Source organism: Microcoleus sp. ARI1-B5 (assembly GCF_036705795.1).
In the GTDB taxonomy this organism is placed as follows: Bacteria; Cyanobacteriota; Cyanobacteriia; order Cyanobacteriales; family Microcoleaceae; genus Microcoleus.
Window position 1 is genome coordinate 107,976 of the sequence record NZ_JAUBVK010000010.1, and the last position, 17,391, is coordinate 125,366.

At 48.2% G+C, this 17,391-nt stretch carries 13 protein-coding genes and 2 pseudogenes; 7 read left to right on the top strand and 8 right to left on the bottom strand.

The window, feature by feature from the left end; translation table 11 throughout:
* Nucleotides 1–55: 55 nt before the first annotated feature.
* Nucleotides 56–484 (top strand): annotated as a pseudogene (locus tag QUB63_RS35075) (AAA family ATPase); the annotation flags it as partial.
* A 182-nt stretch (nt 485–666) separates the two neighbouring features.
* Here QUB63_RS35075 and QUB63_RS16965 read toward each other — a convergent pair.
* Both QUB63_RS16965 and QUB63_RS16970 read right to left on the bottom strand, forming a co-directional pair.
* Nucleotides 667–972 carry a transposase gene (locus QUB63_RS16965; RefSeq protein WP_332946530.1) on the bottom strand — a complete coding sequence of 102 codons (306 nt, stop codon included), beginning with the start codon at nt 970–972 and terminating at the stop codon, nt 667–669.
* 77 nt (nt 973–1,049) lie between these two features.
* On the bottom strand, nt 1,050–1,355 hold the full coding sequence (locus QUB63_RS16970; protein WP_332946430.1) for a hypothetical protein: 306 nt from the start codon (nt 1,353–1,355) through the stop codon (nt 1,050–1,052).
* A gap of 164 nt (nt 1,356–1,519) precedes the next feature.
* Between QUB63_RS16970 and QUB63_RS16975 the strand changes: the two genes are divergently transcribed.
* The 3 genes and pseudogenes from QUB63_RS16975 to QUB63_RS16985 form a co-directional block, all read left to right on the top strand.
* Entirely contained in the window at nt 1,520–2,842 is a 1,323-nt protein-coding gene (locus QUB63_RS16975) for a hypothetical protein (protein ID WP_332946431.1), read from the top strand.
* Between the two features lie 24 nt (nt 2,843–2,866).
* The gene (locus QUB63_RS16980; protein ID WP_332946432.1) at nt 2,867–3,469 is read left to right on the top strand and encodes a sensor histidine kinase; all 603 of its coding nucleotides are present in this window, start codon (nt 2,867–2,869) and stop codon (nt 3,467–3,469) included.
* Between the two features lie 128 nt (nt 3,470–3,597).
* Nucleotides 3,598–4,005, top strand: a pseudogene (locus tag QUB63_RS16985) (sensor histidine kinase); the annotation flags it as partial.
* Nucleotides 4,006–4,373: 368 nt separating this feature from the next.
* Here QUB63_RS16985 and QUB63_RS16990 read toward each other — a convergent pair.
* The 3 genes from QUB63_RS16990 to QUB63_RS17000 form a co-directional block, all read right to left on the bottom strand.
* On the bottom strand, nt 4,374–5,321 hold the full coding sequence (locus QUB63_RS16990) for a DUF1350 family protein (RefSeq protein WP_332946434.1): 948 nt from the start codon (nt 5,319–5,321) through the stop codon (nt 4,374–4,376).
* Between the two features lie 316 nt (nt 5,322–5,637).
* Nucleotides 5,638–6,342, bottom strand: coding sequence for a hypothetical protein (locus tag QUB63_RS16995; protein WP_332946435.1), 705 nt, complete (start codon nt 6,340–6,342; stop codon nt 5,638–5,640).
* 659 nt (nt 6,343–7,001) lie between these two features.
* Nucleotides 7,002–8,690 (bottom strand): sensor histidine kinase, encoded by a 1,689-nt coding sequence (locus QUB63_RS17000; protein WP_332946436.1) that lies wholly within the window; start codon nt 8,688–8,690, stop codon nt 7,002–7,004.
* Between the two features lie 176 nt (nt 8,691–8,866).
* On the opposite strand from QUB63_RS17000, the gene QUB63_RS17005 reads away from it, so the two are divergent.
* Nucleotides 8,867–10,270: a TldD/PmbA family protein gene (locus QUB63_RS17005; protein WP_332946531.1), complete on the top strand. Its 1,404-nt coding sequence runs from the start codon at nt 8,867–8,869 to the stop codon at nt 10,268–10,270.
* Here QUB63_RS17005 and QUB63_RS17010 read toward each other — a convergent pair.
* From QUB63_RS17010 to coaE, 3 genes are all read right to left on the bottom strand, one after another.
* Nucleotides 10,267–10,530 carry a hypothetical protein gene (locus QUB63_RS17010; RefSeq protein ID WP_332946437.1) on the bottom strand — a complete coding sequence of 88 codons (264 nt, stop codon included), beginning with the start codon at nt 10,528–10,530 and terminating at the stop codon, nt 10,267–10,269. The two genes, QUB63_RS17005 and QUB63_RS17010, sit on opposite strands and share 4 nt — an antisense overlap.
* 58 nt (nt 10,531–10,588) lie before the next feature.
* A complete protein-coding gene (gene patX / locus QUB63_RS17015) occupies nt 10,589–10,792 on the bottom strand; it encodes a heterocyst-inhibiting protein PatX (RefSeq protein WP_332946438.1) in 204 nt (67 codons plus the stop codon).
* Nucleotides 10,793–11,404: 612 nt separating this feature from the next.
* Nucleotides 11,405–12,028, bottom strand: a complete 624-nt coding sequence (gene coaE / locus QUB63_RS17020) for a dephospho-CoA kinase (RefSeq protein ID WP_332946439.1) — start codon at nt 12,026–12,028, stop codon at nt 11,405–11,407.
* Nucleotides 12,029–12,082: 54 nt separating this feature from the next.
* Here coaE and QUB63_RS17025 point away from each other — a divergent pair, with 54 nt between their 5' ends.
* Nucleotides 12,083–12,220, top strand: coding sequence for a hypothetical protein (locus tag QUB63_RS17025; protein WP_332946440.1), 138 nt, complete (start codon nt 12,083–12,085; stop codon nt 12,218–12,220).
* Between the two features lie 14 nt (nt 12,221–12,234).
* Nucleotides 12,235–17,352 (top strand): CHAT domain-containing protein, encoded by a 5,118-nt coding sequence (locus QUB63_RS17030; RefSeq protein ID WP_332946441.1) that lies wholly within the window; start codon nt 12,235–12,237, stop codon nt 17,350–17,352.
* The last annotated feature ends 39 nt before the right edge of the window (nt 17,353–17,391 follow it).

The following is a 17,391-nucleotide window of genomic DNA, read 5'->3' on the forward strand; positions in this document are numbered from 1 at the left end:
GCGGGGGGGCTAGGGGGGGTCGAAGAGTGTTGCACGATTTTAGAAAAATGGTATAATTATCGACGTAATTCCTGAACGAGAGCAAATTATAGACCAACAGCCAACCGCCACAGAACTGTCTGGGACAGCCGCACAGAACCGCTTTAATTTACTGTTGCAAAAATTTCTGCAAGTATTCACCACCAAAGAACATCCCTTAGTAATTTTTCTCGATGATTTGCAGTGCGCTGATTCCGCATCTTTGAAATTAATGCAGTTGTTGATGAGCGAGTCAGACGGCGACTATCTCTTATTAATTGGAGCCGCTCGCGACAATGAACTTTCTGCAGCTCATCCTTTGATGTTGGCGCTAGACGAGATTGCGAAAGCACAAGCTGCAATCAATACGATTACATTAGCCGCGCTGACTGAAACGATTTTAAATCAACTTGTTGCCGATACGCTTAGCTGTTCGGAAGCGATCGCGCTACCGTTAACTAAACTACAGCACTTTGCGTGACTAAGAGGTACAGTAACAGCAGTGAGCAAAATAATTTCTGATTTGTTTACTTGAACATAATTTCACTCCCAATTCCCAGAGTTTTTCCACGCTTCTGTACACTTCGAGGTACGAATCTCCTGAGCCATGCCTTTAATTCCCACCATAAATATTCGAGCGGGTTAAACTCAGGTGAGTTGGCGTGATAAATACACTACTTTTGCTCCCACTGCTTCGATCATTTCTTTCACACCTTCTACCTTGTGTGCCTTCAGATTATCCATCACTAATACCGCTCCTTTCCATAATGAAGGCACCAGTTCTTCTTGCACAAATTTCTTGAAATCCTCTCCATTCATAGATTTTCCCATTGGATTCATGGCGATTACCTTCTTATTGCTTATTGCGCCAACTACTGTCACCCTACTTCCTCTATAAAATGGCTTGATATCGTAGCTTCTTTCTCCCTTTTTACTTCTAGCTCTGGACCTCATTATACCTAGCAATACGCCCCTTTCGTCCAAAAATTTAAATTTTTATGGTTCGACATCTCGGATTTTTTCCCAATACTCTATCCGCTGATGTTGGTTACTTTCTTTATCGGCTTGACTGCTAGGAGAGTGTTTTTTTTCAAAGTAAGTTTCTGCTTTTTTAGGAATCGGCACATGGCACTCTCGCTCAACCATACTCCTGTTTTTTCGTGCCAATACTCACAATATTCTGCAAGTGTGTAATCTGGATACTTGGCTACCATCTCTTCAATCTGTTGTTCGTGACCAAACAGTTGGCTCGGTTTACCACCCTTTGCCTGACTAGGGAGTAATCTTCCTGTCTCTTTTTTTCGCTTTAGTAGTGCCTGTACGGTACTTTTACTCACTTGAAATCTTTCTGCTACTTTCCTAATAGAGGTGTTACCTGCTTCTCCTTGTGTTAATGATCTTTTGACGCATATCTAGGGAGTAGGGTTTCATTTTTCTCTTTCTTATCACCTATACTATTGTACCTAATCGTTAAGCAAAGTGCTGTATTTACACGTTGGGTTTGGAAACCGGAGATTGGGAATTTACAGCCTACGGTATAGCCGAGTATTGCAACACTCCATATTTACGCGGTTACAATTTAGTAGATTTAGGGCCCGAAATTACCCAATACAATCATTTTCTCCGGCAAATCAAGCAAGAAAGAGTGTTTTACTGCAATTTAATCGTGGAGCAAGCAGTCTTAAATTTATTGGGAGCAAGCGCAAATCCCTGTTTGCCGATCGGTGCTGCTTATAACGAAGAGGAAATCCTGCCGGTTCACCTGCAAGCAAGCGATATGTTCGGGCTTTTTGAGTTCTATCGTTACAAGCTTCAGCTTTGTTATTTGTTGGGCGAATACGGTGCGGCGCTGGAAAATGCAGTGCAGGTAGAACAATATTTAATGGTGGCTGTTTCCCAGGTCAGAATTCCCAATTTTTACTTCTATGATTCGTTGACGCGCTTGGCAATTTATGCCAATGCTGAAGCATCAGAACAACTTCAAATTTTAGAGCGGATTAGTGCCAATCAGGGAAAGATCCAGCAGTGGGCCAACCACGCACCGATGACTTTTTTGCACAAATTATGTTTAGTTGCAGCAGAGAAACATCGAGTCCTGAATGAAAAGATGGAAGCAATAGAAATGTACGATCGCGCAATTCACCTCGCCAAAGACAACGGTTACATCCAAGAAGAAGCCTTAGCCAACGAACTCACAGCTAAATTTTACCTCGGCTGGGGCCAGGAAAAAGTCGCTGAAGCCTATATGCAGCAAGCTTACTACTGCTACGCCCGCTGGGGGGCGAAAGCTAAAACCGATGATTTAGAAACCCGCTATCGGCAACTGCTGATTCCCATATTGCAAGCCCAGCGATCTCGCCCTTTCCTGGGCGAAACCCGGTTTCAAACTGCTGATAAATCTTCATTGAGCGATCGAACTATCCAAACAACCCGCTCTAGCAGCAGCATTTCTGAATACCTCGATTTTGCCATTATTTTCAAAGCATTGCAAGCTTTGTCGAGTCAAATTCAACTAAAGCAATTGCTTTGCACTTTAATGCAGCTTGTGATGGAAAATGCCGGGGCAAAAAAGGCGGCTTTGCTGTTGCTCAAAGATGGCAATCTGGCTGTAGAAGCCCTAGCAAACCTGAACGAAAGCGTTACCTTGCTATCAGTGCCGTTAGAAAAGGGCGAATCGCTTCCCCTCACACTGATCGACTATGTTAAACGCACCTTAAAAACCGTCGTGCTGGATGATGCGACAGCAGGAACCGATTTTATTGCTGACTCGTATTTCGTGCAGCAACAGCCCAAAAGCGTGCTGTGCGCGCCGATTTTGTATTAGGGTAAATTAATCGGGTTGCTGTATTTGGAAAATCAATTAACGATTGGCGCATTTACTGAATCGCGCCTCGAAGTCGTGCAACTTTTGTGCGCCCAAGCCGCGATTTCTCTGGAAAATGCCCGCCTTTACCAACAATCCCAAGATTACGCGCAGCAATTAGAGCGATCGCTCGAAGATTTGCAACAAGCCCAACTGCAAACGATCCCAAATGAAAAAATGGCAACTTTGGGCAATTTAGTAGCCGGTGTAGCGCACGAAATCAACAATCCGATTGGCTTTATCACAGCCAGCGTCAACAACGCCGAAGAATACATTCAAGACTTAATTGCTCATATTGAATGCTATCTACAATCTTATCCCGAACCCGCGCCATTCGTCACCGAGCGTGCCGAAGATATTGACTTAGAATTCCTCGTCGAAGACTTGCCGAAGCTAATCCCGTCGATGAAAATAGCATCGCAGCGGCTTCGCGAGATTAGCACGACGCTGCACACTTTTTCCCGAGCCGATACCGCCGAAAAAGTGGCTTGCAACCTCCACGAAGGGATTGACAGTACGCTGTTGATTTTGAAATACCGCCTCAAAGCTAACGATAAACGTCCGGCAATTGAGATTTTCAACAGTTGACAGTTGACGTTCATGACAGTTGACCTGTGGAGAGCGACCTCTACCTAGAAGTCCGAGGATTGGAGTAATGAATAGTCTGATTTTAATTTCTCCCTCACTCGTGAGAGGCTTTCAACCAATTATTTCTGGTAAAAAAATACGGTAATTTGCCGCTTGTCAAGTGTTTTTTCGGACAATTAAATCAAGTGTTTATGAATATTATCGCCAACGCGATCGATGCTTTGGATGCAGCGTGCGTTGGGCGAACCTTTGCGGAACTAAAAGCCAATCCTGGGCGAATTACGATTTCTACTTCCAGGTCGATCGACTTGCAAACAGTATCAATTCGTATCAAAGATAACCGCCCCGGGATGCCAGACTCAGTAAGATTGCGGATATTCGACCACTTGTTTACTACAAAAGAGGTTGGGAAGGGGACGGGATTGGGATTGGCGATCGCCCGTCAAATCGTTGAAGAAACCCACAGCGGTAAGTTGAGCTGTATTTCTGCATTGGGAGAAGGAACGGAGTTTGCGATTGAGATGTTAAATGATTAAAAATGTGTGCGGCGCTGATGATTCGGAATGATAATTTTCCGAGTGCAGGGCGAGCGGACGCGAAGCCGAGCCATAGCATTATATCATGTGCGATCGGACGACCATAATAAGATGGGTTTGATCGTTCGGACTTTAGTCCTCATAATCAGAGGACTAAAGTCCGAACGATCAAACCTTTACAGATTGCAGGTAATTGACCGGACATGGTATAGCAGTTGACAGTTGACCTGTGACAGTTGACAGCTTACTATGTACCCTAATCAAACCGTTTATGCTAGCGGTTTCAGGGAGCTATTGATGAGGTTATTTATATCCGCGCCAGATGTGGCGGTTGCTATATGATAATTTCACTGAAACTGGATTTGATATTATCGATCTACCTTGGGTGCTAACTTCAGCTTTAAAGCGCTTAAAAATTGAACGCATTGAGCTTCAAGCGAGCGGTACTTAATGGGTTTTATGAATGTCTTAAAAGGATTTAATCCCACAATATAATTCCCAATTTGGATACCGATAGGTTCTAAATGATTGCCTTCAATTTCCCGAGTTAAAGCTGGCAATTCTCTAGTTTTCAACTGTTCAACTAACCAAAGCACATCGCTGTTTTTCTGTACTTCCAGACTTTTGTGAATATCCCTGACCGAGCCGGCAATTTCATCTCTGTCGAACGAAACCAGTGCAGTTAAATTAAACAAAGAACTGCTGGCAATAAAACACTGGGTTTCTGCTCTTGTCTGCCGCACTCCCAAACCGAGTTTGTCTAACAGCACTGCGAGCGATCGAATCGGAATTGCACTCTCGGTGTTGCTGATATCGGGAGCAATTAATAAAGACGGTTGACCTTTAATTGAAGGTGTCTCGATACTGCGATTGTAGATTAAGCTGTGAATCTGTAGATTTTCATCTCTACCGCAGCATTGATTCGCAATCGTTGGCCAATTGGCATCGCTTAAAAACTCTAAAAGAGCGATGTACTTGCATCCCAAACTGTGACCGACCCAAAAATAGCTCGATCGCTCTTGATAAATATCCGATTCATACCCCCGTCTTTTCGCAACTTCTGTTAGTTCTGTTCTAAGTATCTCCTGTTCTTGCAATAAACTAAGTGCGATCGGCCAGTGGCGAAAACTAAACCTAAACGGCAAAGCAACAATTGTATAGCCGTCGGCAAACAACTCTTTTAAAAAATGTCGGTAAAATAGAGTAGGAAAAGTGCCAAAAAAAGTGCCGCCTATAAACTGGATAACGCCTTTTGGCTGTGGGTGAACCGCTACCCAGCTAAAGGAAATTGGCTGAAACTTAAATACTGGTTGCATCTGAATAATCCTCATACCATTTTCGCTTTTCGATTTTTAACGTTCGATCGTTCGGACTTCCGTCCGAGCGAAAAACTCGCGGGGACTGAATTCCGAACGATCGAACTAGCGGCAAGGTGCGCGGCCCGAGCGCACCCTACATACAAGGGATTTTAGGTATTTCCCACCCTATAGAGTTGGTGGATAATTCCCTTCTTTTCTAACAGTGAGACATTTTCACGGGAATATCGAACTTGTTCATCACGGTATTTAGCGCCTTCAAATTGGCCTCGTTTGGTTCAATTTCAGCTAGAAGTTCTACTAGCATTTGAGCTTTTTATGAAGAGTCTGCTTCCGAAGTAGCTAACTCCAAATTACCGCTGCGCAACTCTTCCAAAACCGGAATCAGAATTGGCGGATCGATAATAATTGGGCCGCTCGTTTTCAGTGGAATCAGATTCAGTGCTTGGCCGCTAGCAATCGCCAGGGTGTAATTAATTTGATCGAAGTCTAGATCCCCAACTACACCAGGAAAACCATTCGGCAAAAAAGTACCCCGAATTTCTGGATTCAGCAACACTCTGACTGCTTTTTTGGTTGGGATCGCGGGGCCTGGAAAGAAACGGCGGGGGTGGAAAAACAGCGAGACATATCCCCGTACTTCCAAGGTACCCGGAGTGAGAGCTGCTGGTACAATAGGCAACAGTTCCACAGATGCAGTTTTGCCAGCAGGTATTCTGAAAACCCCCCAATATACACTGGGATTCATTGGGCTCTGAGTCAGAGGTATAAAGGTGTTAGTGCCTTCAACGTCAATAATTAACCGAACGTTAACGCCGTCGATCAAGATTTTATTAGGATCGGCCGGTACGGGCAAACTGACGGTAAACTCAATCCGATATCGCAAGTCCATCGCTTCGAGATTAGAGATGGTGAGAAAGTATCCTTGAACGACTCGGCGCAGCACTGGAGCGAGTTCTGGTGATGTGGGTACTGGAGGTGCGATCGGCTTTGCCAACAGTTCAAAAGTTGAAATTTCCATTTGTTTATCTAAGTAAGTTGTTCGATCGTCCAAGTTTTGTTTTTGCTTTTCCGTCGCTATATCTATTGATAACTGGGGGTACAAGTTAGTTACCAGTCGCTTTTTGCAGTGACACTTATTTAAGCTAACCCGATCGGGCTAGCTCAACCGTGCGGCTTGACAATGAAAATAAGGTTTGTTAGAAGGGCGATCGTTTTTCAGTCAAAACTTATGTATCAACGCAAAGAAACCGGGTTTTTTGACTCTGATTGAAGGTTTTAAGCAAATATGAGGGTTAAAAAACCCGGTTTCTAGCTACCCGTGCGTCCAGGACTATAAGTATAACTGCACGAAAAAAAAATAAGCTCGGGTAGGGTTTTGTAGGGGAGCTAAAGAGCATAGAATCTATACTAGAAAAGAGCTGATGAGTAAACTCACCCGCCCTTTCCAAGTTATGTTTATTTGTACTGACTACTTAGCTTTTGATAAATATTAAAGTCTTTGCCGTCAGTAGAGTTGAAGACAAATTTCGATCGTTAAAGGCGTTTTATCGACTTGTGCGGGCTGTACGGGCGAGCATAGCCCCCCCAAGCCGCGATCGACATGATACCTGAGCCGCGATCGTCTCCCTCGCGACTGAGAACATTCGCTTGCAGGGGGACGATCGCACTGGGTATAAACTATTGCAGCGGCAAAAATACGGTCATCACCTCACCCTTTTGGGGGCGCTGGCGAATTACCAACTTCCCGCCAGCAGCCCGAAATAAATTCTTAGTCACGCTCAAATTTAAGCTCAAACTTCCCGTCTCCGGCTGTACCATGAGCAAAGGCCCGATCGATCGCAAAGGAGAATTCGCCGATTGTCCAAAAGTCGATTCGCCATTACCTTCAGATAGGTGTTCCGATTCCAACTGCAACTTTAACTGATCGCCAGCCAAAGTCACCTCCACCTGAATGCGACTCCCCGAGGGCAAAGTTCGAGTAAAATTCTCAATCAAATTAGTTAAAACCTGATCCAACATCGTCGGATCGCTGACTACCGCCGGCAATTTTTGCGGCACAATAACTTCCAAAGTGTGGTTGCGCACAGTCGCTTGTTTTTGCCAGCGGGGAATGCTACTTTGCAGCACTTCACCGAGAGACATGGCTGTTAGCTGCAATGCGGAATTTTTCGCTTGCGACATTTCCATTTCCACGGCGCGGAAAATTAAACCGAAGCGATCGATCTGAGCGGTACACTCAGCATCAATCATTTCCAAACGCTTGACCACCACCGGATCGAGTTTGGGACGTTTCAGCAGCAATCGAGTCAGCGTGCGGATGGTAGCCAAAGGAGTGCGGACTTCGTGGGCGATCGCCTGCAGCAATTCCACCTCTTTAGTAGCCAGAGGAATTGGAGATTTGCAGTTAATATCTGTAGCTGATAACTTTTGATGCCTGCGGCTCAAACCATCATCAGCTCTTTCATCTTTAACCCGGCCCGATTCGTCGATTTTGAGTGGCAAATTCTTCAACAACAAGCGGCTGAACAGCGCGACTGTTTGATAGTTGGGAACAACAGGCGAAAACTGCTGGAACAGCGCATCTAATTTAGTAGAATTATGAGTTAATTGGCTCGCTGGCAAATTGATACCGCCGTCAGAATTGGCAAGCAAACTGTCGCTTTCAGTCACCCGGCGCCGCAAAACTTCCCAAGCTTTGGCGACGACTTGCGGATCGAAAGAAAATAGAAAAGCTGGAAGGCCGACGGAATTTTCACCCAAAACCATCACCAGACTAAAACTAGCAGTTAAAACCACACAAAACTGCTCGTTCGCCAAAGGATCGCCGATCGCCAAAGCCAAAGCCGGGGCCGCCGCAGGCGCAGATATTTGCTCCTGGGCCGCCGGCAGCAAAGCTAAAGTTTGTCTGGCCCGAAAAGACCACAAAGCTGCATCGCTGTCGGGAATACTGGTAAAAATCCAATTAGCAAAGCCCGAAGCCACAGCGGGGTCAGTCAAAACCGAAGACGGGCCCGACAACACCAATCCCTGACAGGAATTGGGGATTGGGGAGAGACAGTGTTTTTGCCGGTCGAGCATTTGATTCAAAGCCGCGATCGCCCCGTACCATTCCTGTTCAGCTTTCAGCCTCTGGGCCCCACGGCTTCCAGGACACTTCGGGCGATTGTTTTCTGAGGCCAACTTCGCCTCAAACAGACTGAGGTCATTTTCGCCAGAGGAGGCTAAAATTTCGCTGATTGTCGGTAAAAAGTAAGTATTCACAGTAGTTATAAACCAACCTTCACAGGTATGAAGGATGAAGTATTTATGTATAGGAAAGTTCAGGAGTAAGAATTCAAGCACCAGCAGAACCAAAAAATCCCGCATAATTTCTTGCGCCTTGCTCCTAACTCACAGGATATCCACATTTGTCAACTACTGATATTGGCAGAACCGTACCAATAAGTCGCAATCTCCGCGCTTGGGGCGATATTTTGCACCAAATAGCCCGATCGCCCCGGCAAAAGTGCAAAATGAAATCAGTTAAACACCGTGCTTTCCTTATGCCCACCTCGATCGCCGACTCAAAAAATCTGCTGTCAGACTTAATGGCACGCTACCGCAACCAAGTAGATTATCTGGCAATTCGACTCGAAGAAGCCGAAGGCACCGACATCCTGCTGCGGGGCGAAAAAATTGAAACCCTCAGCGAAGGAGTCTCAATTGGCGGCCAAGTCCGAGCTTGTCACAAAGGCGGCTGGGGCTTTGCCAGTTTTAACCGACTTTCCACCCTCGCCGAAAGAATCGAAGAAGCCATCGCCGCGGCCAAACTGATCGGCGAAGAAGAAACGATTCTCGCGCCTGTCACCCCAGTACAAGACATTTGCTTGCTGCCGCTGACAGGAACAGACCCCCGTCTGGTGCCCCTAATTGACAAAAAGCAATTGTGCGATCGCTACGCAGCCATTTTGCGCAGCATAGACCCCCGCATCGCCACCATCTCAGTGCGCTACGGCGACAGCACCCAGCGCATCATCCTCGCCACCTCCGAAGGCACCATGCTCGAACAAGGTTGGGCAGACATGGAAATGCGCTTTGCCGCCACAGCCCGCAGCGGGGAAACCGTACAAACCGGCCGCGAAACCACCGGTTCCCGCAAAGCTTACGAAGACTTAACCGAGCTCGATGTTCAAGTTCGCAGCGCCGCCCAGAGAGCCGTAGATTCGCTAGCCTTACCCCCCGTCCAAGGCAACACCTACACCGTCGTCATTGACCCAATTTTGACCGGATTGTTCGTCCACGAAGCCTTCGGGCATCTTTCCGAAGCCGACATGGCCTACGAAAATCCCGACATTCTGGAAATTATGACCCTCGGCCGCCAGTTCGGCCCGAAAAACTTGCAAATTTTCGACGGTGCAGCGCCAGAGGGACACCGGGGCAGCTATTGCTACGACGATGAAGGCACTCCGGCGACTACTACTCAGTTAATTAAAGACGGCGCTTTAGTCGGGCGGCTGCACTCGCGGGAAACTGCGGGCAAGTTGGGAGAAACGCCTACTGGTAACGCTCGGTGTTTGAATTATCACTATCCGCCGATCGTCCGCATGACGAATACTTGGATCGAAAGGGGCGATACGCCGGTGCCGGACTTATTTTCTGGTATCAAAGAAGGAGTTTATGCGCGCAATTGGCAAGGCGGCATGACTAACGGCGAGATGTTTACTTTCAGCGCCGGTGAAGCTTGGATGATCCGCGACGGCAAACTCGACAATCCGGTGCGGGATGTGACTCTTTCGGGTAATGTTTTCAGCACTTTAGCCGATATTGAGGCGATCGGCGACGATTTCTACTGGGATGAATCCGGCGGCTGCGGCAAGGGAGGACAAAGCGGTTTGCCCGTGGGCTGCGGCGGCCCGAGTTTGCGGATTCGCGATGTGGTTGTTGGCGGCGAAGCTGCGGAAGGCTAAAGCTTCAAAAGTTTAAAAAATAAAAGTAAAGCACAAGATGAATAGTTGCGCTTTACTTTTATTTTTTGAGTGCAACATTTCGCGCCAGTTGCTGGCATCTGATATCTTGAGGACGTTTGAGCGTAAAACTGGCACAGCCAAAAATCAGGTCTTGATTCGTCAAATACGGCTAAAAAATCGGTTTTTTGGTAGGCGGTGCCTAACTGCTGAATTATTGGCTCGAAATCTTCAAGTTTTCTCCTCCTATTCCAATTTTCCATTATCTCATTCTCCCCATCTCCCCTAATTCCCAACAGATAATTATCGATTTTTTCGGGTTTATCTACCGCTGCCTCGTTCTGGCAAGACATCTTTATCGTTATCGGCGTAAAATATCTGAGTCTCGGCTGCAGCGGTGATAATTTCGGGAGCAGAGTTGTCTCCAGCAAAAAAGGTCGATCGAGTTTCTAAGCTTTGAGCCTTAACGGAGGTGCCGCTCAGTAACAGGCTTGACATCAGGATACAAGAGTAGAGGCGCATCATAGAGTTCTGTGTGGTATTTTCCACTTCTTGATACGCAGCCTGTACTCTGCTATCAGGGCAAAAAAGGTAAAAAAGTTGAATTGTCGTGAAACCATCAATTAGTCATTGACGGCCTCGGCAATTTTTTTTTATTTTTCCTCAAAAGGGGGTGACACCCATCATCTAGCTCGCTGTGGAGCTCGTAAGTTCGAGTGACCCGCAGATTGCCGGCTACCAGCAGAATTCAGCCCCTGAAATCTTCTTTAAACGCTCTTCAAAGCAGGTAACGAAAAGCGCAAATCGTAAAAATTTACGATTCTTCAGATTTACTTCATAATTTATTGATATGAGGACGCGACCCTCGGATTAAAGACACAAAAGTAGAGTACCCAGACGCACCATCAGCACCCTACATATAAATATTATGGTGATTGAAATTCCTTAAACCGGGTTTTTCAACCGAGCTCGCGGAGTCAATCTATAGCAGTTGACAATTGACAATTGACACTTGACAGTTACATATGGGAATCAAACCGTTTAGGGTAGAGGGGTCTCGGGTTCTATTCATGAGGTTATCGGTAGTCTTAAAAGCCCTGAAGGTTGCTATAAAATCTAAAATTTAAAATCTAAAATCTAAAATCGCCTGACTTGGGCATCTACCTGTAAAAACAGCGAGTCGAGGGTTGACGAGTTGTCCAAAACAACATCAGCTTGTTGGCACTTTTGAGCTAGCGGCATCTGGGCCCTAATGCGGGCCGACGCTCGATCGCAACTCAAGCCATCTCGCTGCATCAGCCGTTGTAACTGCACTTCGGGAGAACAGTACACCACCCAAATTTCGGTACACAAGTCAGTCATGTTAGCTTCAAACAGCAGGGGTACTACCAAAACCACAGTCAACGTGTTTGGCGATACCGGATTCCATGCAGCAATGTAGCTTTGAGTTACCTCAATTAATCGGCGGCGCACGTAAGGGTGAATCTGTTGTTCCAACCACTGCCGTTCGGCTGGGTTACAAAAAATAATATTTCCCAACTCTGGCCGATTTAAATTGCCGTCGGGGAGCAAAATAAGGGCGCCATATCGTTCTACAATAGAGTCCAGTATTGGCGAACCTGGGTGCACAGCTTCGCGGGCGTAGATATCGGCATCTAAAATCGGAAATCCACAGCTATCTGCTAGATAATTAGATATAGCGGTTTTCCCGGTGGCGATGCCCCCTGTTAAACCGATCAAACGGACAATTCGATCGCTCATAATTTTCTCTGGTTAAACTGAAGAGTGTTTCGACACTGACTGTCAGTGTTTGCTATGTTGGTCACACAATCAAAATTAGACTTAAAATTTGAAATTTGCGATCGAGAGTTAGCGTTAGGAATTGTCAGTATAGGGGTGCGATCGACTATTTTTTACGCCAAATCTCCATTTAAAACTCGAATTCAGGTCTAGATCGAGGCAAACTTATGAATGCTCAACGTGCTGTGCGATCGATTCTGGCAGCAATTCCCCTTGCTGGATTTTTGATATTAGATTTTTCTCCCAACCTGGTTTTCCTCAAAGAAGATAGCAGCGGATGGGTGATTGTGGCAATTTGTCCTCAATCTCAAATTGCTGCGGCCGGGCCGATTATTGCAGCCCCAGATGGCACCGGAACCACCGTCACCACACCGGGTGCGTCGCCCTCTCGCTACGACATCAAAGGCGGCACACCCTCGGGAGACGGAGCAAATCTGTTCCACAGTTTTACTCGATTCGGTCTGAATTCTGGCGAAACTGCCAATTTCATCTCCAACCCAAACATTAAAAATATCCTCGGCCGCGTTGTGGGCGGCGACGCTTCCTTAATTAACGGTCTAATTCAAGTTAGCGGCGGCAATTCTAACTTGTACCTGATGAACCCCGCAGGGATTATTTTCGGAACGAATGCCCGACTAGACGTACCCGGGTCTTTTTTGGCTACCACCGCTAGCGGTATCGGTTTTGACAGCGGCTGGTTCAACGGTACCGGGGCGAACAACTACGCGGCATTAGTCGGAGGGCCGAATGCTTTTGCTTTTGGTTCACAGTCCGGCAGTATTGTCAATGCCGGTAACTTGGCTGTCGGCACCGGGCAAAATTTGACTTTGCTGGGCGGTACGGTCATCAGTACCGGGCAACTTTCAGCCCCAGGGGGTCAAATTACTGTGGCGGCTGTCCCGGGGGAAAATCTGGTGCGGTTGAGTCAAAACGGACTTTTGCTGAGTTTAGAAGTTGCTCCGGCCCAGGCAGTGTCGGGTTCGTCCGCTTTTCCCTTCTCTCCCCTGAGTTTACCTCGGCTGCTGTCGGGCCCGGGGGTGGCTAGCGCTACGGGTATAACTGCGAACGATCGCGGTGAAGTCGTACTGACGGGCGGCATCACAGTGCCTGCAGGTGCTGGAACTGCGCTGTTATCGGGTGAGGCGAACGTGTCTGCCAGGGGGGGCGCGGGAGGCCAGGTCAACGTGTTGGGCGACAAGGTAGGGCTGTTGTCCGCGAAGATTGAGGCTTCGGGGCCGACCGGCGGCGGCACGGTGCGGATCGGGGGAGATTACCGAGGCGAGGGAACTGTGCCGAATGCGACGATGACTTACGCAGATGGCAAAAGTTCGATCGCCGCCAACGCCACTGGCTCAGGTAACGGCGGTAGAGTTTTTGTCTGGGCGGACAACACAACAGCATTTTTGGGTCGCATCAGCGCGCAGGGCGTTTCAGAATCGAACAGCAGCGGTGTTGGCGGATTTGTGGAAGTTTCGGGCAAGCAAAGATTGATTTTTAACGGCACTGTCGATACTTCCGGGACAAACGGTTTGGGGACTTTGCTGTTCGATCCGGAAAATATTTTAATTACAGATTCCTCAGAAGCTGCGGGGGATGCGGCAGTTATTGCTAACAGTAATATTTTGGCAACAGGAACGTCACCGGGACAGCAAAACAATTGGGCTCCTTCGCTGACAATTTCTAGAAGAGCTTTGGAAAGTATCTCCGGGACGGCAAATGTGGTTCTGGAAGCGCTCAACGATATTAAAATTGCTGATTTGGCGGACAATCAGTTGCGCTTTGCCGCAACTACTGGTTCGGTAACATTCAGAGCAGATGCCGATCGCAACGGTGCGGGTGTTTTTTCGATGAATGCGGTCGATACAATTAGCACGGCTGGCGGGGCGATCGCAATTTCTGGAAGTCAAATTACTGCGGGCAATTTGTCGAGCAACGGCGGAAATATTAGTTTGATCAGTCCGGGAACAACCGTTGCCAACAATATTTCTGCATCGAATTCCAGTACCGGCAGCAGCGGCAATATTTTGCTCGAAGGCCTGAACGTCACGGCAGCAAAAGTTGATGCTAGCGGCTCTAAATCGGCGGGAAATGTAACTTTGACGGCTCGGAATGTTCTGGGAGTGAGCTTCGTCGCCGGGGGTTCGGGAAACATTACTTTAACTGGTAATGAAATTAATTTGACTGGTGAGAAAAATTCGGTCAGCGGGACGGGCTTTTTGGTACTGCAACCTTGGAGCCCCGGTCAAAATATTGCGATCGCTGGTTCTGGAGATGTGGGGACTAATACTTATTTGAATCTGAGGGCAAACGACCTCGGAAGTTTGCAAAATGGGTTTGCTGGAATTACGATCGGCCGCAGCAACGGTACCGGTTCGATTCTGATTGCTAATAATTTCACATTTTACGATCCGCTAATTATTCAATCGCCAACCGGTTTGGGAACAATCACCACCACAAGTTCCCTGACAGGAGCAGACAATGCCTCAATTACTCTGAAAGCAGAGGGCAATATCCGCACCGGAAATATCACTACCAACAATCAAGAAATTCGCATCAATAGCACAGCGGGCAATGTCACCGCAGGTCAGCTACGCACGGGAACTCCCCCCAGCATCAGCACTTCAGTCAATTCTGGGAAAGTGCCGCGCACAGAGGGGGGAGATGTGAGCGTTACCGCAGAGGGCAATGTGACCGCTGGCGCGATCGACACTAGGGGCGATCGCGCGGGCAATGTGACGCTAAGCGGCCGCGGCGCAGTTACTGTTGGCGCGATCGAAGCTGGCGGCTCGGAAACAGGGGGAAATATTACTCTGACAGGCAACGAAATTGACTTGACGGGCGGCAAGAATTCGATCGCCAGCAACGGCAATGGAGTGCTGCAACCTGCCGATCCGGCTCACAATATTACTATTGCCGGTGCTGCTGAGACTGAGGCTTTGGATTTGACTGCTGCGGAATTGAACTCGCTGCGGAACGGGTTTGGTTCGATCGCGATCGGGCGCGCTGACGGTAGCGGGCTGATAACTATTGCTCCGGCAACCGCAGCGCCAAATTCGGTGACATTTCAAGATCCGACGGCGATTCGATCGCCCTTGGGAACAGGGGCGATCGTGGCTCCGGGTGCGATCGTCGGCACTGATAACGCCACGATCTCTCTGATGGGCGGTACTGTGGCTGTCGGAGACGTTACCTCGAATGCGGGGATTAACATCACTAGCAGTCAAGGCAACGTGACTGCTGGTACTGTTTCATCTCGATCGGCTTCTGGGGCGGCGGGCGATATCAACATCCGCAGCGCGGGCTCGGTAGAAGCTGGCAATGTCAATGCTTTCGGTGGCAGAAGCGGCGGAGATATCTCGATCGTGGCGCCGGGCCGGATCGTTACAGGGGTGATCAATTCTAGTTCGCAGTCGGGAAGTGCCGGTTCGAGCAAGATTACCGGGCAGAAAGATGTTGAGGTTGTTTCGATCAAAGCTAATGGAAATACGGGCGGCGATGTGGCAATCCAGGCTGGGGGATTGTTTCGGGCTGCCGTTGGCGAAACGGCGAGCGATCGCGCATCGAGCGTTAGCATTTCTACAGACGGGCAGGTGCGATCGGGTTCGCTGACGCTGCTGCAAAGCACTTGCCCGTTAGGAAACTGCACGGCGGCCACAGTTGCGACGGGAAACTCGAAGTCGGGCCCGGCCACCTCCCCAACTGCTAGCGGGCAAGTGCTCAACCTGCCGAGTCCAGCACCAACTACCACCGTGGCACTAAAAACTACAGGCAATTCTCAACAAATTGTCACTCAGACCCCCTCCGTGTCGGCGCCAAATATTAGTACCGCAAATGTATCCCCAGAACCGGCTGCTGTGGCTGTTGAGGTGCCGTCGAACGAGACTGCTGCCGGCTCTGTTCTGCTGTCGCAGTCGGTGTTAAAAGACAATGTGGGTGCGTCTAGTGCCACAGAAAACGGCAGCTTGCAGGCAACTGCACAGAAGCCCGCCAGCGGTGGAAATGCAGAAAGTGTCGCGAATTTGAGGCTTCCTGAGATTTCTCGATCGAGAGAAATGCCAATAAACCCGATCGACGCGGTGCAGCAAAGGGATAGAGTTCAGGGCCGGGAATTTGAACGTTACTTTGGGGGCAATCTCGATCAAAAGTCAATCACGCAGCAAAGTATCCGAGAGACTCTCAGCAGCGTCAATCGCTTGACGGGAGTTAAACCCGCGATCGTTTACGTGTGGGCGAAAGAGAAACATTTAGAACTGGTGTTGTTATTGCCAGACGGCAAAAATGTTTTTAAAAGCGTGCCTGCAAGCCGCGAGACTGTGCTGCAAGTTGCTAAAGAATTCACGAATGCTATCAGAATTCCCAGGACATTGACTGGTTCAGATTACAAGGAACCTGCCCAGGAACTTTACCAGTGGTTAATTGCACCGCTGCAACCGGAATTGGAAGCGAACAAAATTGATACGCTAGTGTTTTCGATGGATGCCGGTTTGCGAACTTTGCCTTTGGCTGCTCTTTTTGATGGCAAACAGTTTTTGGTAGAAAAGTACAGTTTGGGGCTGATTCCCAGTTTGAGTTTGACTGATACTCGCTATGCCGATGTTAAGGCTTCGGAAGTTTTGGCGATGGGTGCGTCGAAATTTCCCGAAAAATACGATCAAAATCCTCTGCCTGCTGTGCCGCTGGAAATATCGACAATTGTCGGCAAAATTTGGCCCGGTTCGTCTTTTCTCAACGAAGGTTTTACTCTGGCAAATTTGAAGGACAAGCGCAATCAACCCCAATACAAAATTATTCATTTAGCTACTCACGGCGATTTTCAGCCTGGGGGGGCCGAGAATTCTTACATTCAGTTTTGGGATACAAAGTTGCGCTTGAATCAGTTGGGTGAATTGAAGTTATCTAACCCGCAGGTGGAGTTGTTGGTTTTGAGTGCGTGCACTACGGCGGTGGGAGATGAAGAAGCTGAGTTGGGGTTTGCGGGGTTGGCGGTACACGCGGGCGTAAAATCGGCTTTGGCGAGTTTGTGGTATGTGTCAGATGCTGGTACTTTGGGGCTGATGACTGAGTTTTACCAGCAGTTGCGGACGGCGCCGATTAAGGCTGAGGCTTTGCGGCAAGCGCAGTTGGCGATGTTGCGGGGGGAAGTGCGGTTGCAAGATGGTTATTTGGTGCGATCGGGAAACAATCAAGCTCTACCTTTGCCGTCGGAGTTGGCCGCCAAGGGCGATCGCAATTTGTCGCATCCTTATTATTGGGCTGCTTTTACCATGATCGGTTCGCCTTGGTAATTGCGAAGGAAGTTCGGCAACGGATGAGTATAGCGGATT